The sequence below is a fragment of the Streptomyces sp. NPDC043878 genome (assembly GCF_056435735.1).
In genome coordinates, this window is record NZ_JBWKDW010000003.1 from 125,717 (window position 1) to 151,036 (window position 25,320).

At 70.3% G+C, this 25,320-nt stretch carries 19 protein-coding genes and 1 pseudogene; 16 read left to right on the plus strand and 4 right to left on the minus strand.

What is annotated here, in order from left to right:
• Window positions 1-55 precede the first annotated feature (55 nt).
• A pseudogene (def, locus tag AC07AZ_RS06350) lies at window positions 56-673 on the minus strand (peptide deformylase).
• 145 nt (window positions 674-818) lie between these two features.
• Complete coding sequence (locus AC07AZ_RS06355) at window positions 819-1,643, minus strand: C40 family peptidase (RefSeq protein ID WP_478844407.1); 825 nt, start codon at window positions 1,641-1,643, stop codon at window positions 819-821.
• Between the two features lie 752 nt (window positions 1,644-2,395).
• Here AC07AZ_RS06355 and AC07AZ_RS06360 point away from each other — a divergent pair.
• The 15 genes from AC07AZ_RS06360 to recQ all read left to right on the plus strand — a co-directional run bounded on the left by AC07AZ_RS06360 (window position 2,396) and on the right by recQ (window position 20,960).
• On the plus strand, window positions 2,396-2,755 hold the full coding sequence (locus AC07AZ_RS06360) for an NADH-quinone oxidoreductase subunit A (protein WP_007383963.1): 360 nt from the start codon (window positions 2,396-2,398) through the stop codon (window positions 2,753-2,755).
• A 13-nt stretch (window positions 2,756-2,768) separates the two neighbouring features.
• The gene (locus AC07AZ_RS06365; protein ID WP_007383964.1) at window positions 2,769-3,323 is read left to right on the plus strand and encodes a NuoB/complex I 20 kDa subunit family protein; all 555 of its coding nucleotides are present in this window, start codon (window positions 2,769-2,771) and stop codon (window positions 3,321-3,323) included.
• A complete protein-coding gene (locus AC07AZ_RS06370; RefSeq protein WP_478844409.1) occupies window positions 3,320-4,075 on the plus strand; it encodes an NADH-quinone oxidoreductase subunit C in 756 nt (251 codons plus the stop codon). Before AC07AZ_RS06365 ends, AC07AZ_RS06370 begins: the two co-directional genes overlap by 4 nt.
• Complete coding sequence (locus AC07AZ_RS06375) at window positions 4,072-5,394, plus strand: NADH-quinone oxidoreductase subunit D (protein WP_478844411.1); 1,323 nt, start codon at window positions 4,072-4,074, stop codon at window positions 5,392-5,394. Before AC07AZ_RS06370 ends, AC07AZ_RS06375 begins: the two co-directional genes overlap by 4 nt.
• The gene (gene nuoE, locus AC07AZ_RS06380) at window positions 5,391-6,263 is read left to right on the plus strand and encodes an NADH-quinone oxidoreductase subunit NuoE (RefSeq protein WP_478844413.1); all 873 of its coding nucleotides are present in this window, start codon (window positions 5,391-5,393) and stop codon (window positions 6,261-6,263) included. Before AC07AZ_RS06375 ends, nuoE begins: the two co-directional genes overlap by 4 nt.
• Window positions 6,260-7,609 (plus strand): NADH-quinone oxidoreductase subunit NuoF, encoded by a 1,350-nt coding sequence (gene nuoF, locus AC07AZ_RS06385; protein WP_478844415.1) that lies wholly within the window; start codon window positions 6,260-6,262, stop codon window positions 7,607-7,609. Before nuoE ends, nuoF begins: the two co-directional genes overlap by 4 nt.
• Window positions 7,606-10,110 carry an NADH-quinone oxidoreductase subunit G gene (locus AC07AZ_RS06390; RefSeq protein ID WP_478844417.1) on the plus strand — a complete coding sequence of 835 codons (2,505 nt, stop codon included), beginning with the start codon at window positions 7,606-7,608 and terminating at the stop codon, window positions 10,108-10,110. The genes nuoF and AC07AZ_RS06390 overlap by 4 nt, the downstream gene beginning before the upstream one ends.
• A complete protein-coding gene (nuoH, locus tag AC07AZ_RS06395; protein WP_478844419.1) occupies window positions 10,107-11,483 on the plus strand; it encodes an NADH-quinone oxidoreductase subunit NuoH in 1,377 nt (458 codons plus the stop codon). Before AC07AZ_RS06390 ends, nuoH begins: the two co-directional genes overlap by 4 nt.
• The gene (gene nuoI / locus AC07AZ_RS06400) at window positions 11,476-12,117 is read left to right on the plus strand and encodes an NADH-quinone oxidoreductase subunit NuoI (RefSeq protein ID WP_478844421.1); all 642 of its coding nucleotides are present in this window, start codon (window positions 11,476-11,478) and stop codon (window positions 12,115-12,117) included. The genes nuoH and nuoI overlap by 8 nt, the downstream gene beginning before the upstream one ends.
• Window positions 12,114-12,980, plus strand: coding sequence for an NADH-quinone oxidoreductase subunit J (locus tag AC07AZ_RS06405; RefSeq protein WP_478844423.1), 867 nt, complete (start codon window positions 12,114-12,116; stop codon window positions 12,978-12,980). Before nuoI ends, AC07AZ_RS06405 begins: the two co-directional genes overlap by 4 nt.
• Window positions 12,977-13,276, plus strand: a complete 300-nt coding sequence (gene nuoK, locus AC07AZ_RS06410) for an NADH-quinone oxidoreductase subunit NuoK (RefSeq protein WP_356033474.1) — start codon at window positions 12,977-12,979, stop codon at window positions 13,274-13,276. Before AC07AZ_RS06405 ends, nuoK begins: the two co-directional genes overlap by 4 nt.
• Before the next feature lie 14 nt (window positions 13,277-13,290).
• Entirely contained in the window at window positions 13,291-15,255 is a 1,965-nt protein-coding gene (gene nuoL / locus AC07AZ_RS06415; protein WP_478844425.1) for an NADH-quinone oxidoreductase subunit L, read from the plus strand.
• A gap of 5 nt (window positions 15,256-15,260) precedes the next feature.
• On the plus strand, window positions 15,261-16,832 hold the full coding sequence (locus tag AC07AZ_RS06420; RefSeq protein WP_478844427.1) for an NADH-quinone oxidoreductase subunit M: 1,572 nt from the start codon (window positions 15,261-15,263) through the stop codon (window positions 16,830-16,832).
• Window positions 16,829-18,478: an NADH-quinone oxidoreductase subunit NuoN gene (nuoN, locus tag AC07AZ_RS06425; RefSeq protein WP_478844429.1), complete on the plus strand. Its 1,650-nt coding sequence runs from the start codon at window positions 16,829-16,831 to the stop codon at window positions 18,476-18,478. Before AC07AZ_RS06420 ends, nuoN begins: the two co-directional genes overlap by 4 nt.
• A 319-nt stretch (window positions 18,479-18,797) precedes the next feature.
• Complete coding sequence (gene recQ, locus AC07AZ_RS06430) at window positions 18,798-20,960, plus strand: DNA helicase RecQ (RefSeq protein ID WP_478844844.1); 2,163 nt, start codon at window positions 18,798-18,800, stop codon at window positions 20,958-20,960.
• 111 nt (window positions 20,961-21,071) lie between these two features.
• On the opposite strand, the gene AC07AZ_RS06435 is transcribed toward recQ, so the two are convergent.
• Together AC07AZ_RS06435 and fahA are read right to left on the minus strand one after the other, a co-directional pair.
• Entirely contained in the window at window positions 21,072-22,010 is a 939-nt protein-coding gene (locus AC07AZ_RS06435) for a M56 family metallopeptidase (protein WP_478844431.1), read from the minus strand.
• A gap of 473 nt (window positions 22,011-22,483) precedes the next feature.
• Window positions 22,484-23,707 (minus strand): fumarylacetoacetase, encoded by a 1,224-nt coding sequence (fahA, locus tag AC07AZ_RS06440; protein WP_478844433.1) that lies wholly within the window; start codon window positions 23,705-23,707, stop codon window positions 22,484-22,486.
• Window positions 23,708-24,044: 337 nt separating this feature from the next.
• On the opposite strand from fahA, the gene AC07AZ_RS06445 reads away from it, so the two are divergent.
• Window positions 24,045-25,262 carry a DegT/DnrJ/EryC1/StrS family aminotransferase gene (locus AC07AZ_RS06445; RefSeq protein WP_478844846.1) on the plus strand — a complete coding sequence of 406 codons (1,218 nt, stop codon included), beginning with the start codon at window positions 24,045-24,047 and terminating at the stop codon, window positions 25,260-25,262.
• Window positions 25,263-25,320 lie beyond the last annotated feature (58 nt).

The following is a 25,320-nucleotide window of genomic DNA, read 5'->3' on the forward strand; positions in this document are numbered from 1 at the left end:
CGCCCTGTGCGGCCCGGTCGCGTCCGGTCGGCGCGCGGAGAGCGGGTGTGCGGCCCTACCCGCGGAGTCCGGCCTCGTTGGCGGCCCGGCGGGCGAGTACCTCGTCCCTCCGGTCCGCCATCTGCCAGGGCCGCGCTCGCGCCGGGAGAGCCGGTCCAGGTGGACGCGACCGTTCACATGGTCGGTCTCATGGGCGAGGCAGCGGACGAAGTACCCCGTGCCCTCGATCACGAGCGGCTCGCCGTCCCTGTCGAGCCCGCGCACCACGGCACGGTCGGGACGCGGTACGGCCATGACGGCGCCCGGCACCGACAGGCAGCCCTCGCCCTCGTCGAGCAGCCGCCGCCCGGCCGGATCGAGCGGCTCCAGCACCGGATTGACGATGTGTCCGACATGTCGGACACCGTCGTCGTCCGGGCAGTCGTAGACGAACAGGCTCAGCGCGACGCCGACCTGATTCGCCGCCAGCCCGGCCCCCTCGGCCGTACATCGTCAGGAACATGTCGTCGATGAGCGCGGCGAGCCCGGGCCCGAACTCGGTGACGTCCCGGCACGGCTTGTGCAGGACCTCCTCACCCGTCCCGGTGATGCGGCGGACGGACCCGCGCCCGGCCTCGGGCGCGTGCGGGAAGTAGGAAGCGACCGGCTTCCCCTGGACGAAGACGCGTGGCATCGCGGGACGCGTGGCATCGCGGGCTCTGCCCTCGGACCGGCTCCGAGGGCAGAGCCTTCCAGGCGGGCGACCGTCCCGCAGCAGGGTGTACCGAAGGGCCGCTGCCCCCGAGCGGCTGCGGCCCTTCGCGTGGTGTGCCCGGGTCTCAGAGCACCCGGACGGCTCCGGTCGGCGGGTCGTAGGAGAGCGGCTTCTCGACGACGCCGGTGGAGGGGTTCTGCGCGCCGACGAACATACCGTCGCCGACGTACACCGCCACGTGGTACGCGCTGCCCGCGCTGCCCCAGTACAGGATGTCGCCCGCCTGGAGGTTGCTCAGCGACACCTGGGTGCCGGCGGTCGACTGGTCCTGGGAGACCCGCGGCAGGTTGACGCCGACCTGCTTGAAGGCGGCCTGGACCAGGCCGGAGCAGTCCCAGGAGTTGGGACCGGTGCCGCCGGAGACGTAGGCGTCACCGATCTGCGCCTTGACGAAGGCGATGACCGCCGCGGCCGAACCGGTGGCCGTGGACGTGCTGGTGGACGTGGTCGTGGAGGCGGCGGTGGTGGTGGTCGCCGGGGCGGCCAGCGTCGTCCGCTCGGTGGTGCGCGAGGCACGCTCGGCGGCGGCCCTGCGGGCGGCCTGCTCGGCCTTCTTCTTGATCTCGGCCTTGTGCCTGGCCTCCGCGAGGTCCGACTTGGCCTGCTTCGCGGCCTTCGCGGCGGCCGCGTCACGCTCGGCCTGCAATTCGTAGTTGGCGGCGGCCTGCTGCGTGGCGTCCGCGGACTGGGCGACCTGAGCGGCCAGGTCGGCCGTCAGCGTGGGCAGTTCGAGCGTCTGCGTGACCGGCTCGGCGGCGCTTGCCGAACCGGCAGCCCCGGCCACTGCCAGGGTGCTGAGAACGCCACCGGCCACTCCGGCCCGCATCGCGATTTTCGACGCGCTGCGGCGGGGTTTCCGGTGGCTGCGTATGAGAGCGGTGTGGGACATGGGTACAAGCGGTATCAGGGGCTCCTCCATACCTTCAAGAAACGTGTGGTGCGCCACAGTTGTTCAATGGGCCCCCCGAATGCCGGGTGTGTCGGCCTTTATTGACGCCGTAACGGGCATTACGGACGCCGGTGATCATGCCTGTGATCATGGACTTTCATCATTAAGTCCTGATTGCCCTCCGCCTACCACTGGTTGGGATCGGTGGCCAAGCCTCGTTCTCAGACGGCTCTCATGGATGTGGCGGAGGTCACGCAACGATTACGACGGCGGCCGCGTCCCGCGCCCGAAGCCCGCCGGGTGCCGTTCGTGAACGCGTGCACGTGTCCGCATCCGTCCACATCCACCCACCCCGCTACCCCTGACGTGTGAACGCGAGCCTCTACCAGTGCCTCCCGTCCAGCGCCAATTTGCATGCAAGAGAACTCTCTTGATATTGAGACGCCCCTTCCCACCTGCGCCGACAAGTGAAAATGTCACCTCTGGTGATCACTCGGACGCTTCTCGTGCGAAGATCACCGCTCATCCGACTTCATGATCCTTCGTCAGGTGGTGGAGATCACAAAGCTTGTGCAATACCCCGTGTCGCAGATCACAGAGCGTCGGGCATAGGATGCGAGGCAGTTGGGCTTGTGACCTGCTTCACATGTTCGCGATCTTCGCCGGGACGGGCGGGGTCCGCGGCGCCGGTGGAGGAGATGCGGGTCCGGCCATCGCCAGCAGTCAGTGCCGACTGAGAGGAGCGAGGAGCGGTGAACGCGTATGCGCCCATCCTCGTACTGGGAGCCCTCGGGGCAGGCTTTGCGATCTTCTCCGTGGTCATGGCCACGCTGATCGGTCCGAAGCGCTACAACCGGGCCAAGCTCGAGGCCTACGAGTGCGGGATCGAGCCGACCCCCACGCCGGCCGGCGGCGGGCGCTTCCCCATCAAGTACTACCTGACGGCGATGCTCTTCATCGTCTTCGACATCGAGATCGTCTTCCTCTACCCCTGGGCCGTCACCTTCGACGCCCTGGGTGTTTTCGGGCTCGTGGAGATGCTGCTCTTCGTGCTCACCGTCTTCGTCGCGTACGCGTACGTATGGCGGCGCGGCGGCCTGGAATGGGACTGAGGGGCCTTAGGACATGGGACTCGAAGAAAAGCTGCCGAGCGGATTCCTGCTGACCACCGTCGAGCAGGCCGCGGGCTGGGTGCGCAAGGCGTCCGTCTTTCCCGCCACATTCGGCCTCGCCTGCTGCGCCATCGAGATGATGACCACCGGAGCCGGCCGTTACGACCTGGCGCGCTTCGGCATGGAGGTCTTCCGCGGCTCGCCGCGGCAGGCGGACCTCATGATCGTGGCCGGCCGGGTCAGCCAGAAGATGGCGCCGGTGCTGCGGCAGGTCTACGACCAGATGCCGAACCCCAAGTGGGTGATCTCCATGGGGGTCTGCGCCTCCTCGGGCGGCATGTTCAACAACTACGCGATCGTCCAGGGCGTCGACCACATCGTGCCGGTCGACATCTACCTGCCCGGCTGCCCGCCACGGCCCGAGATGCTGATGGACGCGATTCTCAAGCTCCACCAGAAGATCCAGTCCTCCAAGCTCGGCGTGAACGCCGAGGAAGCCGCCCGTGAGGCGGAGGAGGCGGCGCTCAAGGCCCTGCCGACGATCGAGATGAAGGGGCTGCTGCGGTGAGCGACGCGAACGGCACCAACGGAGCGTCGAACGGGGTGAACCCCGAAAAGGACCTCGGCGCCTCCAACCTCCCCGGCCAGCGCGGCGACGCCGGCGAGGAGATCCGCGTCCAGCGCGGCATGTTCGGCGCCAACAACGGCGGCGACACCTCCGGTTACGGCGGCCTGGTCCGCTCGGTCCGCCTCCCGGGACCGGCGAGCCGCCCCTACGGCGGCTGGTTCGACGAGGTCGCCGACGAACTGGAGGGCGCGCTGGAGGAGCAGGGCCTGCTGCCCGACAACGCGATCGAGAAGACGGTCGTCGACCGCGACGAGCTCACCTTCCACGTCGAGCGCGAGCACCTGGTCCGGGTCGCCCAGACCCTGCGCGACGACCCCGCGCTGCGCTTCGAACTGTGCACCGGCGTCAGCGGGGTCCACTACCCGCAGGACAAGGGCCGCGAGCTGCACGCCGTCTACCACCTGCGCTCGATCACCCACAACCGGCTGATCCGCCTGGAGGTCAGCGCCCCCGACGCCGACCCGCGCATCCCGTCCCTGGTCCGGGTCTACCCGACCAACGACTGGCACGAGCGCGAGACCTACGACTTCTTCGGCATCGTCTTCGACGGCCACCCGGCCCTGACGCGGATCATGATGCCGGACGACTGGCCGGGCCACCCGCAGCGCAAGGACTATCCCCTCGGCGGCATCCCCGTCGAGTACAAGGGCGCCCAGATCCCGGCTCCGGACCAGCGGAGGTCGTACTCATGAGCACGCAGCACGCCACTCCGCGCGAGACCACCGAGGGCACCGTCTACACGGTCACCGGTGGCGACTGGGACGAGGTCGTCCAGTCCGCGGCCCGTGCCGACGACGAACGCATCGTGGTCAACATGGGCCCGCAGCACCCCTCCACCCACGGTGTGCTCCGGCTCATCCTGGAGATCGAGGGCGAGACCGTCACCGAGGCCCGCTGCGGCATCGGCTACCTGCACACCGGCATCGAGAAGAACCTCGAGTACCGCACGTGGACGCAGGGCACCACGTTCGTGACGCGCATGGACTACCTGACGTCCTTCTTCAACGAGACCGCCTACTGTCTCGCCGTGGAGAAGCTCCTCGGCATCGAGGACCAGATCACCGACCGGGCCGAGATCATCCGGGTGCTCCTGATGGAGCTGAACCGGATGTCCTCCCACCTGGTGTGCATCGCCACCGGCGGCATGGAGCTGGGCGCCACCACGATCATGATCTACGGATTCCGTGATCGTGAAATGATTCTCGACATCTACGAGCTCATCACGGGCCTCCGGATGAACCACGCGTACATCCGCCCCGGCGGACTCGCGCAGGACCTGCCGCCCGGCGCGGTGGACCACATCCGCGAGTTCGTGAAGAAGATGAAGAAGAACCTCCCCGAGTACGACAAGCTCGCCACGGGGAACCCCATCTTCAAGGCCCGTATGCAGGACGTCGGCTACCTCGACCTGACCGGCTGCATGGCCCTCGGCGCCACCGGCCCGATCCTGCGCTCCACCGGCCTGCCGCACGACCTGCGCAAGGCGCAGCCGTACTGCGGCTACGAGACGTACGAGTTCGACGTGCCGACCGCCGACTCCTGCGACTCCTACGGCCGCTTCCTGGTGCGCCTGGAGGAGATGCGCCAGTCGCTGAGGATCGTCGAGCAGTGCCTGGACCGGCTTCAGCCCGGACCGGTCATGGTCGCCGACAAGAAGATCGCCTGGCCCGCCCAGCTCGCTCTGGGACCCGACGGACTCGGCAACTCCCTCGACCACATCAAGAAGATCATGGGCACCTCCATGGAGGCCCTGATCCACCACTTCAAGCTGGTGACCGAAGGCTTCCGCGTACCGCCGGGACAGGCGTACGCGGCGGTCGAGTCGCCCAAGGGCGAACTCGGGGTGCACGCCGTGTCCGACGGCGGCACCCGGCCCTACCGGGTCCACTTCCGCGACCCGTCCTTCACCAACCTGCAGGCCATGGCGGCGATGTGCGAGGGCGGCCAGGTCGCCGACGTCATCGTCGCCGTCGCGTCCATCGACCCCGTGATGGGAGGCGTCGACCGGTGACCACCAGTTCTTCGGAGCAGGGCGTCAGCCTGGGCATGCCCGAACTGCCCGCGCCCGCCTACCCGGACGACGTCCGGGCCAGACTGGAGTCCGACGCGCGCGAGATCGTCGCCCGCTACCCGGACTCCCGGTCTGCCCTGCTCCCGTTGCTGCATCTCGTGCAGTCGGAGGAGGGCCATGTCACGCGCACCGGGATGCGGTTCTGCGCGGACGTGCTGAACCTGACCACGGCCGAGGTCACCGCGGTCGCGACCTTCTACACCATGTACCGGCGCCGGCCCGGCGGCGACTACCAGGTCGGCGTCTGCACCAACACGCTGTGCGCGGTGATGGGCGGCGACGCGATCTTCGAGGAGCTCCAGGAGCACCTCGGCGTCGGGAACGGCGGGACCACCGACGACGGCAAGGTCACCCTGGAGCACATCGAGTGCAACGCGGCCTGCGACTTCGCACCGGTGGTGATGGTCAACTGGGAGTTCTTCGACAACCAGACCCCGGCCAGCGCCACGCGTCTGGTCGACGACCTGCGCGCGGGACGGCCGGTCGAGCCCACGCGCGGCGCCCCGATCTGCACCTTCAAGGAGACCGCCCGCATCCTGGCGGGCTTCCCCGACGAGCGGGACGGCGCCGTCGAGGCGAGTGGCAGCGCGGGACCCGCCTCCCTGGTGGGCCTCCGCCTGGCCAGGGGAGAGGCCACGCCCACGCGAGTGGTCCACCCGCGCGACGGGGGCCCGCACGACGGGGCGAAGAAGCGGCCGGTGCACGAGCCGTCGCCCGAAGAGCACCTCAGTTCGCACGACGCGCCACAGGACACGTCGGCCTCCGACCCGGCCCACCCGGCAGGGCCGACCGCCGAGGAGGGGGAGTGATGACCTTGGCACCCGAGATCAAAGACACCAGCCCCGAGAAACTGCTCGCACCGGTGCTGTCGGCCTTCTGGGACGAGGACAGGTCCTGGACGCTGGACGTGTACCGACGGCACGAGGGCTACGAGGGACTCCGCAAGGCGCTCGCCATGTCGCCGGACGACCTCATCGCGTACGTCAAGGAATCCGGTCTGCGTGGTCGCGGTGGCGCGGGATTCCCCACCGGAATGAAATGGCAATTCATTCCCCAAGGGGACGGAAAACCGCACTATCTAGTTGTCAACGCCGACGAGTCGGAGCCCGGGACGTGCAAGGACATCCCGCTCCTCTTCGCGAACCCGCACAGCCTCATCGAGGGCATCGTGATCGCCTGCTATGCCATCCGGTCTTCGCATGCCTTCATCTATCTGCGCGGTGAGGTCGTCCCTGTGCTGCGGCGGTTGCACGAGGCCGTGCGTGAGGCCTACGCGGCGGGCTACCTCGGCGAGAACGTCCTGGGCAGCGGCATCGACCTCCAGCTCACCGTGCACGCGGGCGCCGGCGCGTACATCTGCGGTGAGGAGACCGCGCTGCTCGACTCGCTCGAAGGCCGCCGTGGTCAACCGCGGCTCCGTCCCCCTTTCCCAGCCGTCGCGGGCCTCTATGCGTGCCCGACTGTGGTGAACAACGTCGAGTCGATCGCGTCAGTTCCCGCGATTCTGCAAAAAGGCAAGGAATGGTTCAGGTCGATGGGCAGCGAGAAGTCCCCGGGCTTCACGCTCTACTCGCTCAGCGGCCATGTCACCAGTCCCGGCCAGTACGAGGCTCCGCTCGGCATCACCCTCCGCCAGCTCCTCGACATGAGCGGCGGGATGCGGGCCGGGCATCGCCTGAAGTTCTGGACGCCGGGCGGCTCCTCGACACCGATGTTCACCGACGAGCATCTCGACGTCCCTCTTGACTACGAAGGAGTGGGCGCCGCGGGTTCCATGCTCGGCACGAAAGCACTCCAGTGCTTCGACGAGACGACCTGTGTCGTGCGTGCCGTCACCCGCTGGACCGAGTTCTACGCCCACGAGTCCTGCGGCAAGTGCACCCCCTGCCGCGAAGGCACCTACTGGCTGGTGCAGTTGCTGCGCGACATCGAGGCCGGCAAGGGCGCCATGTCCGACCTCGACAAGCTGAACGACATCGCCGACAACATCAACGGCAAGTCCTTCTGCGCCCTCGGTGACGGCGCCGCCTCGCCGATCTTCTCCTCGCTGAAGTACTTCCGTGAGGAGTACGAGCAGCACATCACGGGCCGCGGCTGCCCCTTCGACCCGGCCCGCTCGACGGCCTGGGCCGACCGCACGGAGGTGAACGCATGACTGTGACCACCAGCGCTCCCTCGGGCGGGGGAGAGGCGGCGGTCCCGCCGGAGGATCTCGTCTCGCTGACGATCGACGGCGCCGAGATCAGCGTGCCCAAGGGCACCCTGGTCATCCGGGCCGCCGAACAGCTCGGCATCGAGATCCCCCGCTTCTGCGACCACCCCCTGCTCGACCCGGCCGGCGCCTGCCGCCAGTGCATCGTCGAGGTCGAGGGCCAGCGCAAGCCCATGGCGTCCTGCACCATCACCTGCACCGACGGGATGGTGGTGAAGACCCACCTCACCTCGCCGGCCGCCGAGAAGGCCCAGCACGGTGTGATGGAGCTGCTCCTCATCAACCACCCGCTGGACTGCCCGGTCTGCGACAAGGGCGGTGAGTGCCCCCTGCAGAACCAGGCGATGTCGCACGGCAACGCCGAGTCCCGCTTCGAGGGCAGGAAGCGCACGTACGAGAAGCCCGTCCCCATCTCCACGCAGGTGCTGCTCGACCGCGAGCGGTGCGTGCTGTGCGCCCGGTGCACCCGCTTCTCCAACCAGATCGCCGGCGACCCGATGATCGAGCTGGTCGAGCGGGGCGCGCTCCAGCAGGTCGGCACCGGCCAGGGCGACCCCTTCGAGTCGTACTTCTCCGGGAACACCATCCAGATCTGCCCGGTCGGCGCGCTCACCTCGGCGGCGTATCGCTTCCGCTCCCGTCCCTTCGACCTGATCTCCTCGCCGTCCGTGTGCGAGCACTGCGCCGGCGGCTGCGCCACGCGCACCGACCACCGGCGCGGCAAGGTCATGCGGCGGCTGGCCGCCAACGACCCCGAGGTCAACGAGGAGTGGGTGTGCGACAAGGGGCGGTTCGCGTTCCGGTACGCGCAGCAGCGCGACCGGCTCGAGACACCGCTGGTGCGCAACGCCGAGGGTGAGCTCGTACCGGCCTCCTGGCCGGAGGCGCTGCAGATCGCGGCGCAGGGCCTGCTCGCCTCGCGCGGCAGGACCGGCGTCCTGACCGGCGGCCGACTGACCGTCGAGGACGCCTACGCGTACAGCAAGTTCGCGCGCGTGGCCCTCGACACCAACGACATCGACTTCCGCGCGCGCGTGCACAGCAGCGAGGAGGCCGACTTCCTGGCCGCCCAGGTCGCCGGCCGCGGCCGCGATCTCGACGGCACGGGCGTCACGTACGCCTCCCTGGAGAAGGCCCCGGCCGTCCTCCTGGTCGGCTTCGAGGCCGAGGAGGAGGCACCCGGCGTCTTCCTGCGGCTGCGCAAGGCCTGGCGGGGGCACGGACAGCGGGTGTTCGGCCTCGGTACGCACGCGACCCGCGGCCTGGAGAAGGCGGGCGGCACCCTGCTGCCGGCGGCTCCGGGCACCGAGACCGAATGGCTGGACGCGCTCGCGAGCGGTGTGGGCCTGGAGGAGGGCGGCGGCGAGGCGGCGGAGGCGCTGCGCACCGAGGGCGCGGTGATCGTCGTCGGCGAGCGGCTGGCCGCGGTGTCCGGGGGCCTCACCGCCGCCGTCCGCGCCGCGGCGGCGACCGGCGCCCGGCTGGTGTGGATTCCGCGCCGGGCGGGGGAGCGCGGCGCCGTGGAGGCGGGCGCGCTGCCGTCGCTGCTGCCGGGCGGCCGTCCGGCCACCGACCCGCGCGCGCGGGAAGAGGTCGCCGGTGTCTGGGGCGTCGCCGAACTCCCGCACCGCTACGGGCGCGACACCGGCCAGATCATCGAGGCCGCTGCCCGGGGTGAGCTCCAGGCCCTGGTCGTCGCGGGCGTCGAGATCGCCGACCTGCCCGACCCGGCAGGCGCGCGTGAAGCGCTTCACGAGGTGGGCTTCCTGGTGTCGCTCGAACTGCGGCCCAGCGAGGTCACCGAGCACGCGGACGTCGTCCTTCCGGTCGCCGCCGTCGCCGAGAAGGCCGGTACCTTCCTCAACTGGGAGGGCCGGGTCCGGCTGTTCGAGGCGGCGCTCAAGCCCGACCAGATGACCCGACGCCTGGCGCCCGCGGACGCGCGCGTGCTGCAGATGCTGGCCGACGCCATGGACGTACACCTGGGTCTGCCGGATCTGCGGACCGTGCGCGCGGAGCTGGACCGGCTGGGTGCCTGGGACGGTCCGCAGACCACCGCACCGCTGGAGAGCGCGGGTGTTCTGCCGCGGCCCGCCGCCGGTGAGGCCGTGCTCGCGGGGCACCGTCTGCTGCTCGACCAGGGCGCCCTCCAGGAGGGCGACGAGGCGCTGGCCGGCACCCGGCACGCCGCCCACGCGCGCGTGTCGGCCGCCACGGCCGCCGAGGCGGGTGTCAAGGACGGCGATCTCCTCGCCGTGACCGGCTCCCGCGGAGCGGTCGAACTCCCTCTCCGGATCACGGACATGCCCGACCGGGTGGTCTGGCTGCCGCTGAACTCGACCGGCGGGGGCGTCGCCTCCGACACCGGGGCGCGGCCCGGCTCACTCGTCCGTATCGGCCCGGCGAAGCTCGCCGACGAGGCCCCCAAGGAGGTGGAGGCATGAGCCCGTATCTCGCCGCTGAAGACCTCTCGATGTTCGGCCGCGACCCCTGGTGGCTGGTCGTCGTCAAGGCGGTGTTCTGCTTCGCCTTCCTGATGCTGACCGTGCTGTTCTCCATCGTGTGGGAGCGCAAGGTCGTCGCCTGGATGCAGCTGCGCATCGGCCCCAACCGGCACGGCCCCTGGGGCATGCTCCAGTCGCTGGCCGACGGCATGAAGCTGATGCTGAAGGAAGACGTCATCGTCAAGCGCGCGGACAAGGTGGTCTACGTCCTCGCACCGATCGTCGCGGCCATCCCGGCCTTCATGGCGATCGCGGTGATCCCCTTCGGCCCGGCCGGCAACGAGGTCTCGATCTTCGGCCACCGCACCACGATGCAGCTCACCGACCTGCCGATCGCGATGCTGTACGTCCTCGCGGTCGCCTCGGTCGGTATCTACGGCATCGTCCTCGCGGGGTGGAGCTCCGGATCGACCTATCCGCTGCTGGGCGGACTGCGGTCCTGCGCGCAGATGATCTCGTACGAGATCGCCATGGGCGCCGCCTTCGCCTCGGTGTTCCTCTACTCGGGGTCGATGTCGACGTCGACGATCGTCGAGCAGCAGCACGACCGCTGGTACATCGTCCTGCTGCCGGTCTCCTTCCTGATCTACATCGTGACGATGGTCGGCGAGACCAACCGCGCCCCCTTCGACATGCCGGAGTCCGAGGGCGACCTGGTCGGCGGGTTCAACACCGAGTACTCGTCGATCAAGTTCGCGATGTTCATGCTCGCCGAGTACGTGAACATGGTGACGGTCTCCGCCGTGTCGACCACGCTGTTCCTGGGCGGCTGGCGGGCCCCGTGGCCGATCAGCACGTTCTGGGAGGGCGCGAACCACGGCTGGTGGCCGATGCTCTGGTTCGTCGTCAAGGTCCAGTTGCTGCTGTTCTTCTTCATCTGGCTGCGCGGCACGCTCCCACGGGTCCGCTACGACCAGCTGATGAAGCTCGGCTGGAAGGTCCTCATCCCGGTCTCCGTGGTCTGGCTGATGCTCGTCGCGACCGTGCGGACCCTGAAGAACGAGAACTACGACTTCGCCGACATCGCCCTCTACGTGGGCGGCGGCGTCCTCGTCCTGCTGCTGCTCTCCTTCGTCGCCGACATGTTCCGGGAGAAGGCGAAGACGGCCGAGCGGCCCGAGCAGGAGCCGGCCGGCTTCGACGCGACGGCGGGCGGATTCCCCGTACCGCCGCTGCCGGGGCAGGAGCTGCCACCGGTGCCGCGGCGGCAACCGCGCCGCGAGCGCGAGTTGATTGTCAGTGGTGGGTCGGATACTGCGAGTGACGGATCGATCGGCGGAACTCGTGAGGGAAAGGAGGCGTCCGATGGCTGAGGAGCCCAAGGAGACCAAACCCGGTTTCCAGAATCCGGTGGCCGGCTTCGGCGTGACCTTCAAGGCCATGTTCAAGAAGCGGCTGACCGAGCAGTACCCGGAGCAGCACAAGACCACCGCTCCGCGGTTCCACGGAAGGCACCAGCTCAACCGCCACCCGGACGGCCTGGAGAAGTGCGTCGGCTGCGAGCTGTGCGCCTGGGCCTGCCCCGCCGACGCCATCTACGTCGAAGGCGCCGACAACACCGACGAGGAGCGCTACTCGCCGGGCGAGAGGTACGGCCGCGTCTACCAGATCAACTACGCGCGCTGCATCCTGTGCGGCCTGTGCATCGAGGCGTGCCCCACGCGCGCGCTGACGATGACCAACGAGTTCGAGCTCGCCGACAGCAGCCGCGCCAACCTCATCTACACCAAGGAGCAACTGCTTGCCGGCCTCGACGAGGGGATGGTCGACAGCCCCCACTCGATCTTCCCGGGGACGGACGAACAGGACTACTACCGGGGCCTGGTGACGGAGGCCGCGCCGGGCACCGTGCGGCAGGTCGCCCTGTCGAAGGGTGAGGTCCCGCAGGAGGCCGCCTCGGCCTCCGGCGAGGACGAACCGGCGTCGGGGAAGGTGGTCGGGCGATGACCGCGCATCTCGCCGCACAGTCCGTCACACAGCTCGCCGCCTACAGCACGTCCACCGGCGAGGCCTTCCAGTTCTGGGTCCTCGGCACGGTCGCGGTGATCGGCGCCCTGTGCACCGTCTTCATGAGGAAGTCCGTGCACAGCGCGCTCTGTCTGGCCGGCACCATGATCGTCCTGGCGGTGTTCTATCTCGCCAACGGTGCCTACTTCCTGGGCATCGTGCAGGTCGTCGTCTACACCGGCGCGATCATGATGCTGTTCCTGTTCGTGGTCATGCTCGTCGGTGTCACCGCGGCGGACTCCCTGAAGGAGACCATCAAGGGGCAGCGCTGGCTGGCCCTGGTGTGCGGTCTCGGCTTCGGCGTCCTGCTGTTCGCGGGCATCGGCAACGCCTCGCTGAAGGAGTTCAACGGCCTCGGCCAGGCCAACGCCAACGGCAACGTGGAGGGCCTCGCCGCCCTCATCTTCACCAAGTACGTCTTCGCCTTCGAGATCACCGGCGCACTGCTGATCACGGCCGCCGTCGGCGCCATGGTGCTCACCCACCGCGAGCGCACCGAGCGGGCCAAGACCCAGCGGGAACTGTCCGAGGAGCGCGTCCGCGAGGGCAGGCACCTGCCGCCCCTGCCGGCGCCCGGTGTGTACGCCCGGCACAACGCGGTGGACGTCGCGGGCCTCCTGCCCGACGGCACACCCTCCGAGCTCACCGTCAGCAGGACGCTGCGCGAGCGCGGTCAGATCCGTGACGTGTCGCCCGAGGCGCTGAGCGACCTGCGCGCGCTGGAGCAGCGCGCGGAGGAACGCCTGGACCGCGGCGAGGACGTACGCGCGAACCGCAAGCGGGCCGAGGAGGCGTCGAAGTGAACCCGGTCAACTACCTGTATCTCGCCGCCCTGTTGTTCACGATCGGTGCGACCGGCGTGCTGATCAGGCGGAACGCGATCGTCGTGTTCATGTGCATCGAGCTCATGCTCAACGCCTGCAATCTCGCGTTCGTCACCTTCTCCCGCATGCATGGCAACCTCGACGGCCAGGTCATCGCGTTCTTCACGATGGTCGTCGCCGCCGCGGAGGTCGTGGTCGGGCTCGCGATCATCGTGTCCCTGTTCCGTACCCGCCACTCGGCCTCGGTCGACGACGCCAGCCTGATGAAGCTCTGAGGGGTCGCTGAATCGTGGAGAACCTTATTGCGCTGCTGGTGGCGGCGCCTCTGCTCGGAGCGGCCGTACTGCTGTGCGGTGGCCGGCGCCTCGACGCCGTCGGCCACTGGATCGGCACGGCACTGGCGGCCGTCTCCTTCGTGCTCGGCGTCGTCCTGTTCGCCGACCTGCTCGGCAGGAACGCGGAGAGCCGCACCCTGTTGCAGCACCTGTTCACCTGGGTGCCGGTCGAGGGCTTCCAGGCCGACGTGGCCTTCCGCCTCGACCAGCTGTCGATGACGTTCGTGCTGCTGATCACCGGCGTCGGCTCGCTGATCCATCTCTACTCGATCGGGTACATGGCGCACGACGAGCGCCGCCGCCGTTTCTTCGGCTATCTGAACCTGTTCCTCGCGGCGATGCTGCTGCTGGTCCTCGCCGACAACTACCTCCTGCTGTACGTCGGCTGGGAGGGCGTCGGTCTCGCCTCCTACCTGCTGATCGGCTTCTGGCAGCACAAGCCCAGCGCGGCCACCGCGGCGAAGAAGGCCTTCCTGGTCAACCGCGTCGGCGACGTGGGTCTGTCGATCGCGATCATGCTGATGTTCACCACCTTCGGCACCTTCGCCTTCGGCCCGCTGCTCGGCACCTACCAGGAAGGCGGAGTCGCGGGGGACGCGAGCCAGGGCAAGCTCACCGCGATCGCGCTGATGCTGCTGCTCGCCGCCTGCGGCAAGTCCGCCCAGGTGCCGCTGCAGTCCTGGCTCGGGGACGCGATGGAGGGCCCGACCCCGGTCTCGGCCCTCATCCACGCCGCGACGATGGTGACCGCGGGCGTCTACCTGATCGTCCGCTCCGCCGCCATCTTCAACGGCGCGCCCGACGCACAACTCGTCGTCACCGTCGTCGGCGCCGTCACGCTCCTGTTCGGTGCGATCGTCGGTTGCGCGAAGGACGACATCAAGAAGGCCCTGGCCGGCTCGACGATGTCGCAGATCGGCTACATGGTGCTCGCCGCGGGCCTCGGCCCGATCGGCTACGTCTTCGCGATCATGCACCTGGTGACGCACGGCTTCTTCAAGGCCGGGCTGTTCCTCGGCGCGGGCTCGGTCATGCACGGCATGAACGACGAGGTCGACATGCGCAGGTACGGCGGCCTCCGCAAGTACATGCCCATCACCTTCGTCACCTTCGGCCTCGGCTACCTCGCCATCATCGGCTTCCCGGGCCTGTCCGGCTTCTTCTCCAAGGACAAGATCATCGAGGCGGCGTTCGCCAAGGGCGGCACCGAGGGCTGGATCCTCGGTGGCGCGGCCCTGCTGGGCGCGGCCATCACGGCGTACTACATGACGCGCGTGATGCTGATGACGTTCTTCGGGGAGGAGCGCTGGAGGAACCGCGCGACGCGTTCCCCCCAGGAGCCGAGCGCGGAGCCCGCGGCGGCGCACGACGCCGAACACGCCGAGCCGCACCCGCACGAGTCGCCGGCCTCCATGACGATCCCGATGATCGTGCTGGCCTTCGGATCGGTCTTCGCGGGTGGCCTGTTCAGCCTCGGTGACAGTTTCCTGCACTGGCTGGAGCCCGTCACCGGGCACAGCGAGGGGGACGCGCCGATCTCCGCGACGACGGTCACCCTGGCCACCATGGTGGTCCTGGTCGTCGGCGTCGCCGTCGCCTACGCGCAGTACGGCCGTCGGCCGGTGCCGGTCGTCGCCCCGCGCGGGTCGCTGCTCACCCGGGCCGCCCGGCGCGACCTGCTGCAGGACGACTTCAACCACGTCGTCCTGGTCCGCGGCGGCGAGCACCTCACGCGCTCCCTGGTGTACGTCGACCACACCCTGGTCGACGGTGTCGTCAACGGCACGGCGGCCTCGGTCGGCGGGCTCTCAGGCCGACTGCGGCGCCTGCAGAACGGCTACGCGCGGTCGTACGCGGTCTCGATGTTCGGCGGTGCGGCACTCCTCGTCGCCGCGACCCTGCTGATGAGGGCGGTCTGATACCGATGTCCTTTCCTCTGCTGACAGCGACGGCGGTACTTCCCGCGATCGGGGCGGTCGCCACGGCCGCCGTACCGGCCGCGCGACGCACCGCCGCCAAGTGGCTGGCCCTGTTGGTCTCGCTGGCCACACTCGCCCTGGCCGTCGTGGTCCTGGTGCGCTTCGACCCGGGCGGCAGCCGCTACCAGCTCACCGAGTCGCGCGCCTGGATCGCGGAGTTCGGGGTCAGGTACGAGCTGGGCGTGGACGGCATCGCCGTGGCCCTGATCGCGCTGACCGCCCTGCTGATCCCCTTCATCGTCCTCGCGGGCTGGCACGACGCCGACCCGCTGGAGACGGGCAACACGCGGTGGCGGCCCACCCAGGGCTTCTTCGCCCTGATCCTGGCCGTCGAGGCGATGGTGATCATCTCCTTCGAGGCCACCGACGTGTTCCTCTTCTACATCTTCTTCGAAGCCATGCTGATCCCGATGTACTTCCTCATCGGCGGCTTCGGGGACCGCGCCCACGAGCACGGCGAGGAGGCGGCGTCCACCCAACGGTCGTACGCCGCCGTGAAGTTCCTCCTCTACAACCTGGTCGGCGGCCTGATCATGCTGGCCGCGGTGATCGGCCTCTACGTGGTCGCCGGGAACTTCTCCCTCCAGCAGATCGCCGAGGCGCGCGCCAACGGCACGCTCGACATGGCGACCAACACCGAACGCTGGCTGTTCCTGGGCTTCTTCTTCGCGTTCGCCGTGAAGGCGCCGCTGTGGCCGCTGCACACCTGGCTGCCCAACGCCATGCAGGAGGCCACCACCCCGGTCGCGGTACTCATCACGGCGGTCGTGGACAAGGTGGGCACCTTCGCGATGCTCCGCTTCTGCCTCCAGCTGTTCCCGGAGGCCAGCAAGTGGGCGACGCCCGTGATCCTCGTGCTGGCGGTGATCAGCATCATCTACGGGGCACTGCTCGCCGTCGGCCAGCGGGACATCAAACGGCTGGTGGCGTACGCGTCGATCTCGCACTTCGGGTTCATCGTGCTCGGCATCTTCGCGATGACCAGCCAGGGCCAGTCCGGCGCGACGCTCTACATGGTCAACCACGGGATCTCGACGGCCGCGCTGATGCTGGTGGCCGGCTTCCTGATCTCCCGGCGCGGCTCGCGGCTCATCGCCGACTACGGCGGGGTGCAGAAGGTCGCGCCGATCCTCGCCGGCACGTTCCTGATCGGCGGTCTGGCGACCCTGTCGCTGCCGGGCCTCGCGCCGTTCGTGAGTGAGTTCCTGGTCCTGGTCGGCACGTTCTCGCGCTATCCGGTGATCGGCGTCATCGCCACCTTCGGCATCGTGCTCGCCGCGCTCTACACCCTCGTCCTCTACCAGCGGACGATGACCGGCCCGGTGAAGGCGGAGGTCTCCGCGATGCCGGACCTGCGGGCGCGCGAGCTCGTGGTGGTCGCACCGCTGATCGTCCTGTTGATCTTCCTGGGCGTCTACCCGAAGCCCGTCACGGACATCGTCAACCCGTCGGTCCAGAAGACGCTGTCCGACGTACACAAAAAGGACCCCCAGCCCGAGGTGGAGGCGGCCAAGTGAGCGCAGCAGCCGTCCACAGCCTGTGGACAACCGCGGCCGACCCGATCTCGAAGATCGACGCGCCGAAGATCGAGTACGGACAGTTGTCGCCCACCCTGATCGTCCTCGGAGCGGCGATCGTCGGGGTGTTGGTGGAGGCGTTCGTACCGCGTAAATCCCGCTACTACGTCCAGGTGTGCCTCTCCGCGCTGGCACTGATCGCCGCCTTCGCCGCGGTCGTCGTGCTCGCGGCCGACGGGTACGGCACGACCAAGGCCCGGATCGCGGCGATGGGCGCGATCGCGGTCGACGGCCCGGCTCTCTTCCTCCAGGGCACGATCCTGCTGGCGGGCCTGGTCGGACTGTTCACCTTCGCCGAGCGGCGACTGGACCCGGAGGCGCACGGCAACCGGGTCGACTCCTTCGCCGCACAGGCCGCCTCGGTGCCCGGCAGCGACAGCGAGAAGGCCGCGGTGCGGGCCGGGTTCACCACCACCGAGGTGTTCCCGCTGCTGCTGTTCGCGGTCGCCGGCATGCTGGTCTTCCCGGCGGCCAACGACCTGCTGACGCTGTTCGTGGCGCTGGAGGTCTTCTCGCTGCCGCTGTACCTGATGTGCGCGCTGGCCCGCCGCAAGCGGCTCATGTCGCAGGAGGCAGCGGTCAAGTACTTCCTGCTGGGTGCGTTCGCCTCCGCGTTCACCCTGTTCGGCATCGCCCTGCTGTACGGCTACGCGGGCTCGGTGTCGTACTCGACGATCGCCCAGGTCGTCGACGGCACGATCACCACCGTCGACCCGGCCCTCGCGGGCACCATGGGCAACGACGCGCTGCTGCTGATCGGCGCCGCGCTGATCGCCATGGGGCTGCTGTTCAAGGTGGGCGCGGTGCCCTTCCACGCGTGGACGCCGGACGTCTACCAGGGCGCCCCGACCCCGCTGACCGGGTTCATGGCGGCGGCGACCAAGGTGGCGGCGTTCGGCGCGCTGCTGCGGATCCTGTACGTGGTCCTGCCCGGCCTGCGCTGGGACTGGCGGCCGGTCATGTGGGGCGTCGCGATCATCACCATGCTGGGCGGCGCGATCGTGGCGATCACACAGACCGACATCAAGCGGCTGCTGGCGTACTCGTCCATCGCGCACGCGGGGTTCATCCTCGCGGGTGTCATCGCGACCACGCCGGACGGGGTGTCGTCCGTCCTCTTCTACCTGGCCGCGTACTCCTTCGTGACGATCGGTGCCTTCGCCGTCGTGACGCTGGTGCGGGACGCGGGCGGTGAGGCCACGCACCTGTCCAAGTGGGCCGGGCTCGGCCGCCGGTCGCCCCTGGTGGCGGCCGTGTTCGCCGTGTTCCTGCTGGCCTTCGCCGGCATTCCGCTGACCTCCGGGTTCGCCGGGAAGTTCGCCGTGTTCAAGGCGGCGGCGGAGGGCGGCGCGGCCCCGCTGGTCGTGGTCGGTGTGATCTCGTCGGCGATCGCGGCGTTCTTCTACATCCGCGTCATCGTGCTGATGTTCTTCAGCGAGCCCCGGCCCGACGGTCCTACGGTCGCCGTGCCCTCGCCGCTGACGATGACCGCGATCGGCGTCGGCGTCGCGGTGACGCTGGTGCTGGGCGTGGCGCCGCAGTACTTCCTGGACCTGGCGAGCCAGGCGGGTGTGTTCGTGCGCTGACCGGCGCTGACCGGCCGCGTGGGGCCCCGGATCCTCCTCGGAGGGGCCGGGGCCCCCGCGTGTGCCGTCCCCGGTGGAGGTTGCCCGGCGGCACCCGGTGATCGTGCGACAGGACCCGGCGGCACCCCGCCGGAACCCCTGCCAGACCACGGGCAGACCACGGCTGGACCACCGCTGGACCTCCGGCAGACCGGCGCCGAACCACCCGGCGAGCTGATCCGACAAGCGCACCGGGTGCCTGTGGATAAGTCCGGCACTGTCGGCGGGGGCCCCTATGGTGGACGCAGTGGTCGAGGGACGACGTACGGGGGACAGGACGATGCGCGGGACGGGCGGGATCAGCGAGATGCCAGAGGTGATCGAGAGCGAGGCGCTGGCCACGCTCCACCGTGTCTTCGGATACGACTCCTTCCGCGGCGAGCAGCACGAGGTCATCGAGCATGTGGTGGCCGGCGGCGACGCCGTCGTGCTGATGCCGACCGGCGGCGGCAAGTCGCTGTGCTACCAGATTCCGTCCCTGGTCAGACCCGGTACGGGCATCGTCGTCTCCCCGCTCATCGCGCTCATGCAGGACCAGGTCGACGCGCTGCGGGCGCTGGGCGTGCGCGCCGGGTTCATGAACTCCACGCAGGACTTCGACGAGCGGCGGGTCGTCGAGGCCGAGTTCCTGGCCGGCGAACTGGACCTGCTGTACCTGGCCCCGGAGCGGCTGCGGCTGGAGTCGACACTCGACCTCCTCTCCCGCGGCAAGGTCGCGCTCTTCGCGATCGACGAGGCGCACTGCGTCTCCCAGTGGGGTCACGACTTCCGGCCCGACTACCTCGCCCTGTCCCTGCTCGGCGAGCGCTGGCCGGACGTCCCCCGGATCGCGCTCACCGCGACGGCCACGCACGCCACCCACCAGGAGATCACCCAGCGGCTGAACATGCCGGACGCCCGGCACTTCGTGGCGAGCTTCGACCGGCCGAACATCCAGTACCGGATCGTGCCGAAGGCGGACCCCAAGAAGCAGCTGCTCGGCTTCCTCCAGGGGGAGCACGCGGGCGACGCGGGCATCGTGTACTGCCTCTCCCGCAACTCGGTCGACAAGACGGCCGAGTTCCTGTCCCGCAACGGCATCGAGGCCGTGCCCTACCACGCGGGCCTCGACGCCGGGACCCGCGCGGCGCACCAGTCCCGCTTCCTGCGCGAGGACGGCCTGGTCGTGGTGGCGACCATCGCCTTCGGCATGGGTATCGACAAGCCGGACGTCCGCTTCGTCGCCCACCTCGACCTGCCCAAGTCGGTCGAGGGCTACTACCAGGAGACCGGCCGCGCCGGCCGTGACGGGCTGCCGTCGACGGCATGGATGGCGTACGGCCTCAACGACGTCATCCAGCAGCGCAAGCTGATCCAGTCGGGCGAGGGCGACGAGGCTTTCCGCCGCCGGGCCGCCGCGCACCTGGACTCCATGCTGGCGCTGTGCGAGACGGTGCAGTGCCGGCGCGGACAGCTCCTCGTCTACTTCGGCCAGGACCCCGACACCGCGGGCTGCGGGAACTGCGACACCTGCCTCGCCCCACCGGAGACCTGGGACGGCACCGTCGCGGCCCAGAAGGTGCTGTCCACGGTGGTGCGGTTGCAGCGGGAGCGGGGGCAGAAGTTCGGCGCCGTGCAGATCGTGGACATCCTGCTCGGCCGCCGCACGGCGAAGGTGATCCAGTTCGACCACGACCAGCTGTCCGTGTTCGGCATCGGCGAGGAGTTCACCGAAGGTGAATGGCGCGGTGTGGTGCGGCAGTTGCTGGCGCAGGGCCTGCTCGCGGTCGAGGGGGAGTACGGCACCCTGGTGCTGACCGAGGCCAGCGGCACTGTGCTGCGTCGGGAGCGGGAGGTCCCGCTGCGCAAGGAGCCGAAGAAGCCGGTCGGATCGCGGTCGGGATCGTCGGGCTCCGGCCGGGGCGAGCGCAAGGCCAAGGCCGCTGCGGTCGAGCTGCCCGAGGAACTGCTGCCGGCCTTCGAGGCGCTTCGTGCCTGGCGCGCCGAACAGGCCCGCGAACAGGGCGTCCCGGCGTACGTGATCTTCCACGACGCCACGCTCCGCGAGATCGTGAGCGTCTGGCCCACGTCGGTGTCGCAGCTCGGCGGCATCAGCGGGGTGGGTGAGAAGAAGCTGCTGACGTACGGGGAGGGCGTGATCGCGGCGCTCGCCGCACTGGACAGCCCGCCGGACGCGGCACCGGGCCGCCCGACGGGGACCACGGACGCGGCACCGGACCACGCGGTGACCACCGACGCGGCACCGGACCCCACGGAGACGGTGACGGTGACCGCGGGCGAACCGGCGGCGGTGGGGTCGGAGCAGAGCCACGCGGCGGCGCCCGCGAGCCGGGGACCGGCGCGCGAAACGGGTGCCCGTGCGGCGGCCCAGTCGGATTCCAGTGCGCACGACTGGCCGGAGATGGACGCCGGGCACGAGCCCGAACCGGACGACTGGATATAGCGGCGGGATATAGCGGCGGGCGCGGGCGCCACTGCCGGCGCCGTCAGGGGGAAAGGTCCGCAGCCGAACCCATGAGCCGGCCCGGCCCGGCCCCGAGTCCAGTCCCGCGGGCTACGACAGGGCCGTCAGGCCCGGTGCGAAGGTGATCAGAAGGGGGACCAGGGGCACCAGTGCGGCCACTGTCGTCGTCAGGGCCCGGTTGCCGCGGCCGAGGCGGGGCGGGGGCTGGAGAAGACGGTCGACGCGCTCGCCGAGGAGGCGGTGACTGGAGGCGCAGGACAGGACGCCCCGGTGCTGGTTCAGTTCGATGAGGGCCAGAGCGGTGGTCAGATGGCCGCACCGGCGGGACGCCGTGTCGTCGGCTGCGAGTTCCACCAGGCGGTGCGTCTGGTCGCAGAAGTGGGCGAACAGGGGGACCCGCGGGAAGCCCGTGGCCAGGGCGGTGGAGAGGTGCAGCAGCCAGTCGTGGCGGGCGCGCGCGTGGCCACGTTCGTGGGTGAGGACGGCGTCGAGCTGGGGGTCGGTGAGGCGGTGCAGTGCCCCGGTGGTGACGACCAGCTGGGGCGGATGGCCGGGCATCCACCAGGCGTCGGGGTACTCGTCCTCGAGGACCAGCATGGGTCCGCGGGCGGGAGGCAGGCCGGCCGGCAGGTCGGGGGCGCGTTCACGCAGATGGGCCCGGGTCCGGCCGCGACGCCGGCGCGCCTCGACGAGTTCGCGGGCGAGCATCGCCGTGGTCCAGGCGGCCCCGCAGGCCAGCAACACGGTGAGGGCCACGGCCCACAGCGGGGCGGTGGACAGGTCGTACGCGGCGGTCACGGCGGGCGGCGCCGGGGCGAAGACGCGGTCGCGGACGGTGTGGAAGACCGCCGCCGCGCCCAGCACCAGGGCGGTCAGACAGCACAGCAGGACGGTGGCGACCAGGCACTGCCACACCCAGAGCGCGACCACGGGTTCCCGTTCCGGCCACTCGGACCGGGTCAGCGCACGCGGAACCGGCACGGCGGCCATGAGGGCGACGGCACACAGCAGGAGCAGGCAGACAGTCATGCCACGGGCTCCGGATCTCGTTCGGGAGGGTGCGGCTACGGGGCTCGGAGGTGCGGGGCGGTGGACGCGTCGGCACCGCGCGAGCATCGCCTTCCCTCAGTATGACCGCGCGGGCCATTGGAGTCAGGCGCAAAGCCGGACGTCCCTCGGGACGGGCATGAACGGTCTCGTGACGTGGCACGGACCTCCGTCATGACGTGGCACGGTCCGTCCCCCATGACGTGGCAGGGGCCGACCGTCCCTCATGACGGAGCACGGACCGACCGTCCCTCGTGACGTGGCGCCGGGCAGCCCACCGAACGCCGGCGTCCGCGCCTCTCCGTCGACCTCCGCGCCAACGCGGCCCCATGCTCCCGCCCCCACGCAACCCCAGCGCCTACCCCTCAGCCGTCACCCGTCTCCCGTCCCTCCTCACCCGTCTCCCGTCTCCCTCACCCGCCCCCCTCACCCCCGTCCCGCACCCCCATCCCGCATCACCCGTCCCCGTCCGCCCCCACCACCCGGCCGGTGACCTCGCCCAGTCCCACGCGGGTTCCGCCCGGTCCCGGTGCCCAGGCCGTCATCGTCACCACGTCGCCGTCCTCCAGGAACGTCCGCTTGCCGTCGGGCAGTTCGAGGGGGTCGCGGCCGTTCCAGGTGAGTTCGAGCAGGGAGCCGCGTTCCCGCTCGGTGGGACCGCTGACCGTGCCGGAGCCGTACAGGTCGCCGGTGCGCAGGGAGGCGCCGTTGGCGGTCATCTGAACGAGTTGCTGGGCGGCCGTCCAGTACATGGTGGAGAAGGGGGGCTCGGAGACCACGTGACCGTTGATGGCGACCGAGATGCGCAGGTCGTAGCCGCCGGGTTCGTCGTCCGCGTCGTCGAGGTAGGGCAGCAGCGGGTGTGTCCGGCCGGGCGGGGACACCCGCGCGTCCTCCAGCGCGTCGAGCGGGGTGATCCACGCCGACACGGAGGTGGCGAAGGACTTGCCGAGGAACGGGCCGAGCGGGACGTACTCCCAGGCCTGGATGTCCCGCGCGGACCAGTCGTTGAGCAGGCAGGCGCCGAAGACGTGGTCGCGGAAGTCGGTGAGGGGCACGGGCCGGCCCAGCCGTGAGGGCGCGCCGACCACGAACCCGACCTCCGCCTCGATGTCCAGGCGGACGGAGGGGCCGAACACGGGCGCCGGGTCGGTGGGGGCCTTGCGCTGTCCGGAGGGCCGTACGACGTCGGTGCCGGACACGACCACCGTGCCCGCGCGGCCGTGGTAGCCGATGGGCAGGTGCTTCCAGTTGGGGGTCAGGGAGTCGGCCGCGTCGGGGCGGAAGATCCGGCCCACGTTCCGGGCGTGGTTCTCGGAGGCGTAGAAGTCGACGTAGTCCGCGACCTCGAAGGGGAGGTGCAGCGTCACCGACGACAGCGGGTGGAACAGGGGCTCGATGACCTCCCGGTGGGACGGCACGGTCACCCACGCCGTCAGCGCGCGCCGTACGTCCGACCACGCGGTGCGGCCGGCGGCCAGCAGCGGGTTCAGGGACGGCCGCGCGAGCAGTGAGATGTACGGGGAGCCGAGTGCCGCGGCGGCCGCGCCCGCGTCGAGGACGGCGTCGCCGAGCCGCACACCGACCGTCCGCTCGGCGGAGCCGGGGAGCGAGAACACGCCGTACGGAAGGTTGTGCGGGCCGAAGGGATCGCCCTCGGGGACATCGAAGGGGGGCATGGAGTGCTGCCTCACTTTCGTGCGTTCCGTGGTCACCGGGTGGCTCCGGTGGTCGCACCACACGTTACGGCGGTGTCACCGGTCGTGGGCAGTGCCCGCCGGGTCGGCCGGCGTTTGTGGCGCTCCGTTCGCGTCCGTGTGCGGAAAGTTGTCCACAGGTGGGGACGCAATCTTGACGCAGTGGTGCGAAAAGGGAGACTCTGGGCGGGTGCCGGAGGGCCTCGGGGAGGGGGCGTTCCGACGGCGTTCAGGGGGGCTCATGGCCATTGGGGAGGCCGGCCTCGGGTCGGCGCGCCCGGACTCACCACCGCAGCGGACCAGGCGGCTGGAAGAGATCATGCGCGGGCGACTGGGCCGGGAATGTGTATACGTACCGTCGTGCCGCTTCGGCCTGTATCTGGCGTTGCGTCACTGGTGTCCGCCCGGCGGGCGGGTGTTGATGTCGCCGGTCAACGACGACGTCATCCTGTTCGTGGTGCTCGCGGCCGGACTGCGCCCGGTACAGGCACCGCTCGACCCGCTGGACGCGTCCATCGATGTCGGTGCCGTGCCCGAGGCGGTGTGGGGTTCGTTGTCGGCCGTGCTGACCACCAACCTGTACGGCAATCCGGATCAGGCGCCCCGACTGCGCGCCCGGTGCGACGCGTTGGGGATTCCGTTGCTGGAGGACGCGGCGCACGCCATCGGCAGCGAGGTGGGCGGCCGGCCCGTGGGCGGCTGGGGGGACGCCTCGGTCTTCAGCCTGTCCAAGCACGCGGGCGCCAAGGCGGGCGGCGTGCTGGCGGTCGCCGACCCCGGGCAGCGTGAGGCGCTGGAGCGGGCAGGCCGTGACCTGCTCGTCCCCGGCCGGGCGACCGCGGAACTGGCCTATGTGGTACGGCCGTTCGCGGAGGCTGCCGTGCGCGGTCTCGGTCTGCGGCGCGCCGCCTGGGCCACGCTGGGGCTGCTGGGACTGGTGGAACGCGAGGAGATCCGGATGCCCCTGCGTCCGGCGGAACTCGCCCGGGCCGTCGAGGCGGCGCCGGGCCTGGAGCCGTACGACCCCTGGGTGCGGGTGGACATGCACGACTACCGGCTGCGGTCCGGCCGGCTGCGGCTCGGCCGGATCGGTCGGCGGCTCGGTCGGCTGGACGAGACGCTTGCGGCCTGTCGCGCGGGCACGGAGCTGCTGCTGTCGACGAAGTGGGCGAGGCCGCGGGCGGCGAGCGGTCCCGGTGGCCGCGTGCAGCCGTTGTTCCGGGTGCCGTTGTTCGTGGCCGACCGGGACGCGGCGATCAGGGCACTGGCGCGGCGGGGCATCGTCGTCGGCTACCTCTACGACCCGCCCCTGGACGACTACGCGGGTGCCGCCTTCACCGACCTCTCGCCCGCACCCGAGGGGGCCCGCTGGTTCGCCCGGCACGCGCTGCCCGTCGATCCGTTGCGGGCCCGCGCGGTCGTCGACGCGCTGGAGGAGTGCGGGGCGCGGCCGGCCGGGGCGCCGGGAGAGGCGAGGCCGGAGGCGCCGCCGGCTGAAGGGCCGGTGCCGGGAGGGCCGGCCCCCTCCCGTGGCTGAGACCCGGATGCACGAGCCCGCCGCGGTGGACACCGACGGCGGCACGGCGCCGCCCGGA

Coding starts and splice junctions, on each gene's coding strand:
- AC07AZ_RS06405 (WP_478844423.1), top strand. CDS start 12,114: ATGACCGCGCATCTCGCCGCACAGTCCGTCACACAGCTCGCCGCCTAC.
- nuoI (WP_478844421.1), top strand. CDS start 11,476: ATGGCTGAGGAGCCCAAGGAGACCAAACCCGGTTTCCAGAATCCGGTG.
- recQ (WP_478844844.1), top strand. CDS start 18,798: ATGCGCGGGACGGGCGGGATCAGCGAGATGCCAGAGGTGATCGAGAGC.
- fahA (WP_478844433.1), bottom strand. CDS start 23,707: ATGCCCCCCTTCGATGTCCCCGAGGGCGATCCCTTCGGCCCGCACAAC.
- AC07AZ_RS06390 (WP_478844417.1), top strand. CDS start 7,606: ATGACTGTGACCACCAGCGCTCCCTCGGGCGGGGGAGAGGCGGCGGTC.
- AC07AZ_RS06435 (WP_478844431.1), bottom strand. CDS start 22,010: ATGACTGTCTGCCTGCTCCTGCTGTGTGCCGTCGCCCTCATGGCCGCC.
- AC07AZ_RS06365 (WP_007383964.1), top strand. CDS start 2,769: ATGGGACTCGAAGAAAAGCTGCCGAGCGGATTCCTGCTGACCACCGTC.
- AC07AZ_RS06445 (WP_478844846.1), top strand. CDS start 24,045: ATGCGCGGGCGACTGGGCCGGGAATGTGTATACGTACCGTCGTGCCGC.
- nuoH (WP_478844419.1), top strand. CDS start 10,107: ATGAGCCCGTATCTCGCCGCTGAAGACCTCTCGATGTTCGGCCGCGAC.
- AC07AZ_RS06420 (WP_478844427.1), top strand. CDS start 15,261: ATGTCCTTTCCTCTGCTGACAGCGACGGCGGTACTTCCCGCGATCGGG.
- AC07AZ_RS06355 (WP_478844407.1), bottom strand. CDS start 1,643: ATGTCCCACACCGCTCTCATACGCAGCCACCGGAAACCCCGCCGCAGC.
- AC07AZ_RS06375 (WP_478844411.1), top strand. CDS start 4,072: ATGAGCACGCAGCACGCCACTCCGCGCGAGACCACCGAGGGCACCGTC.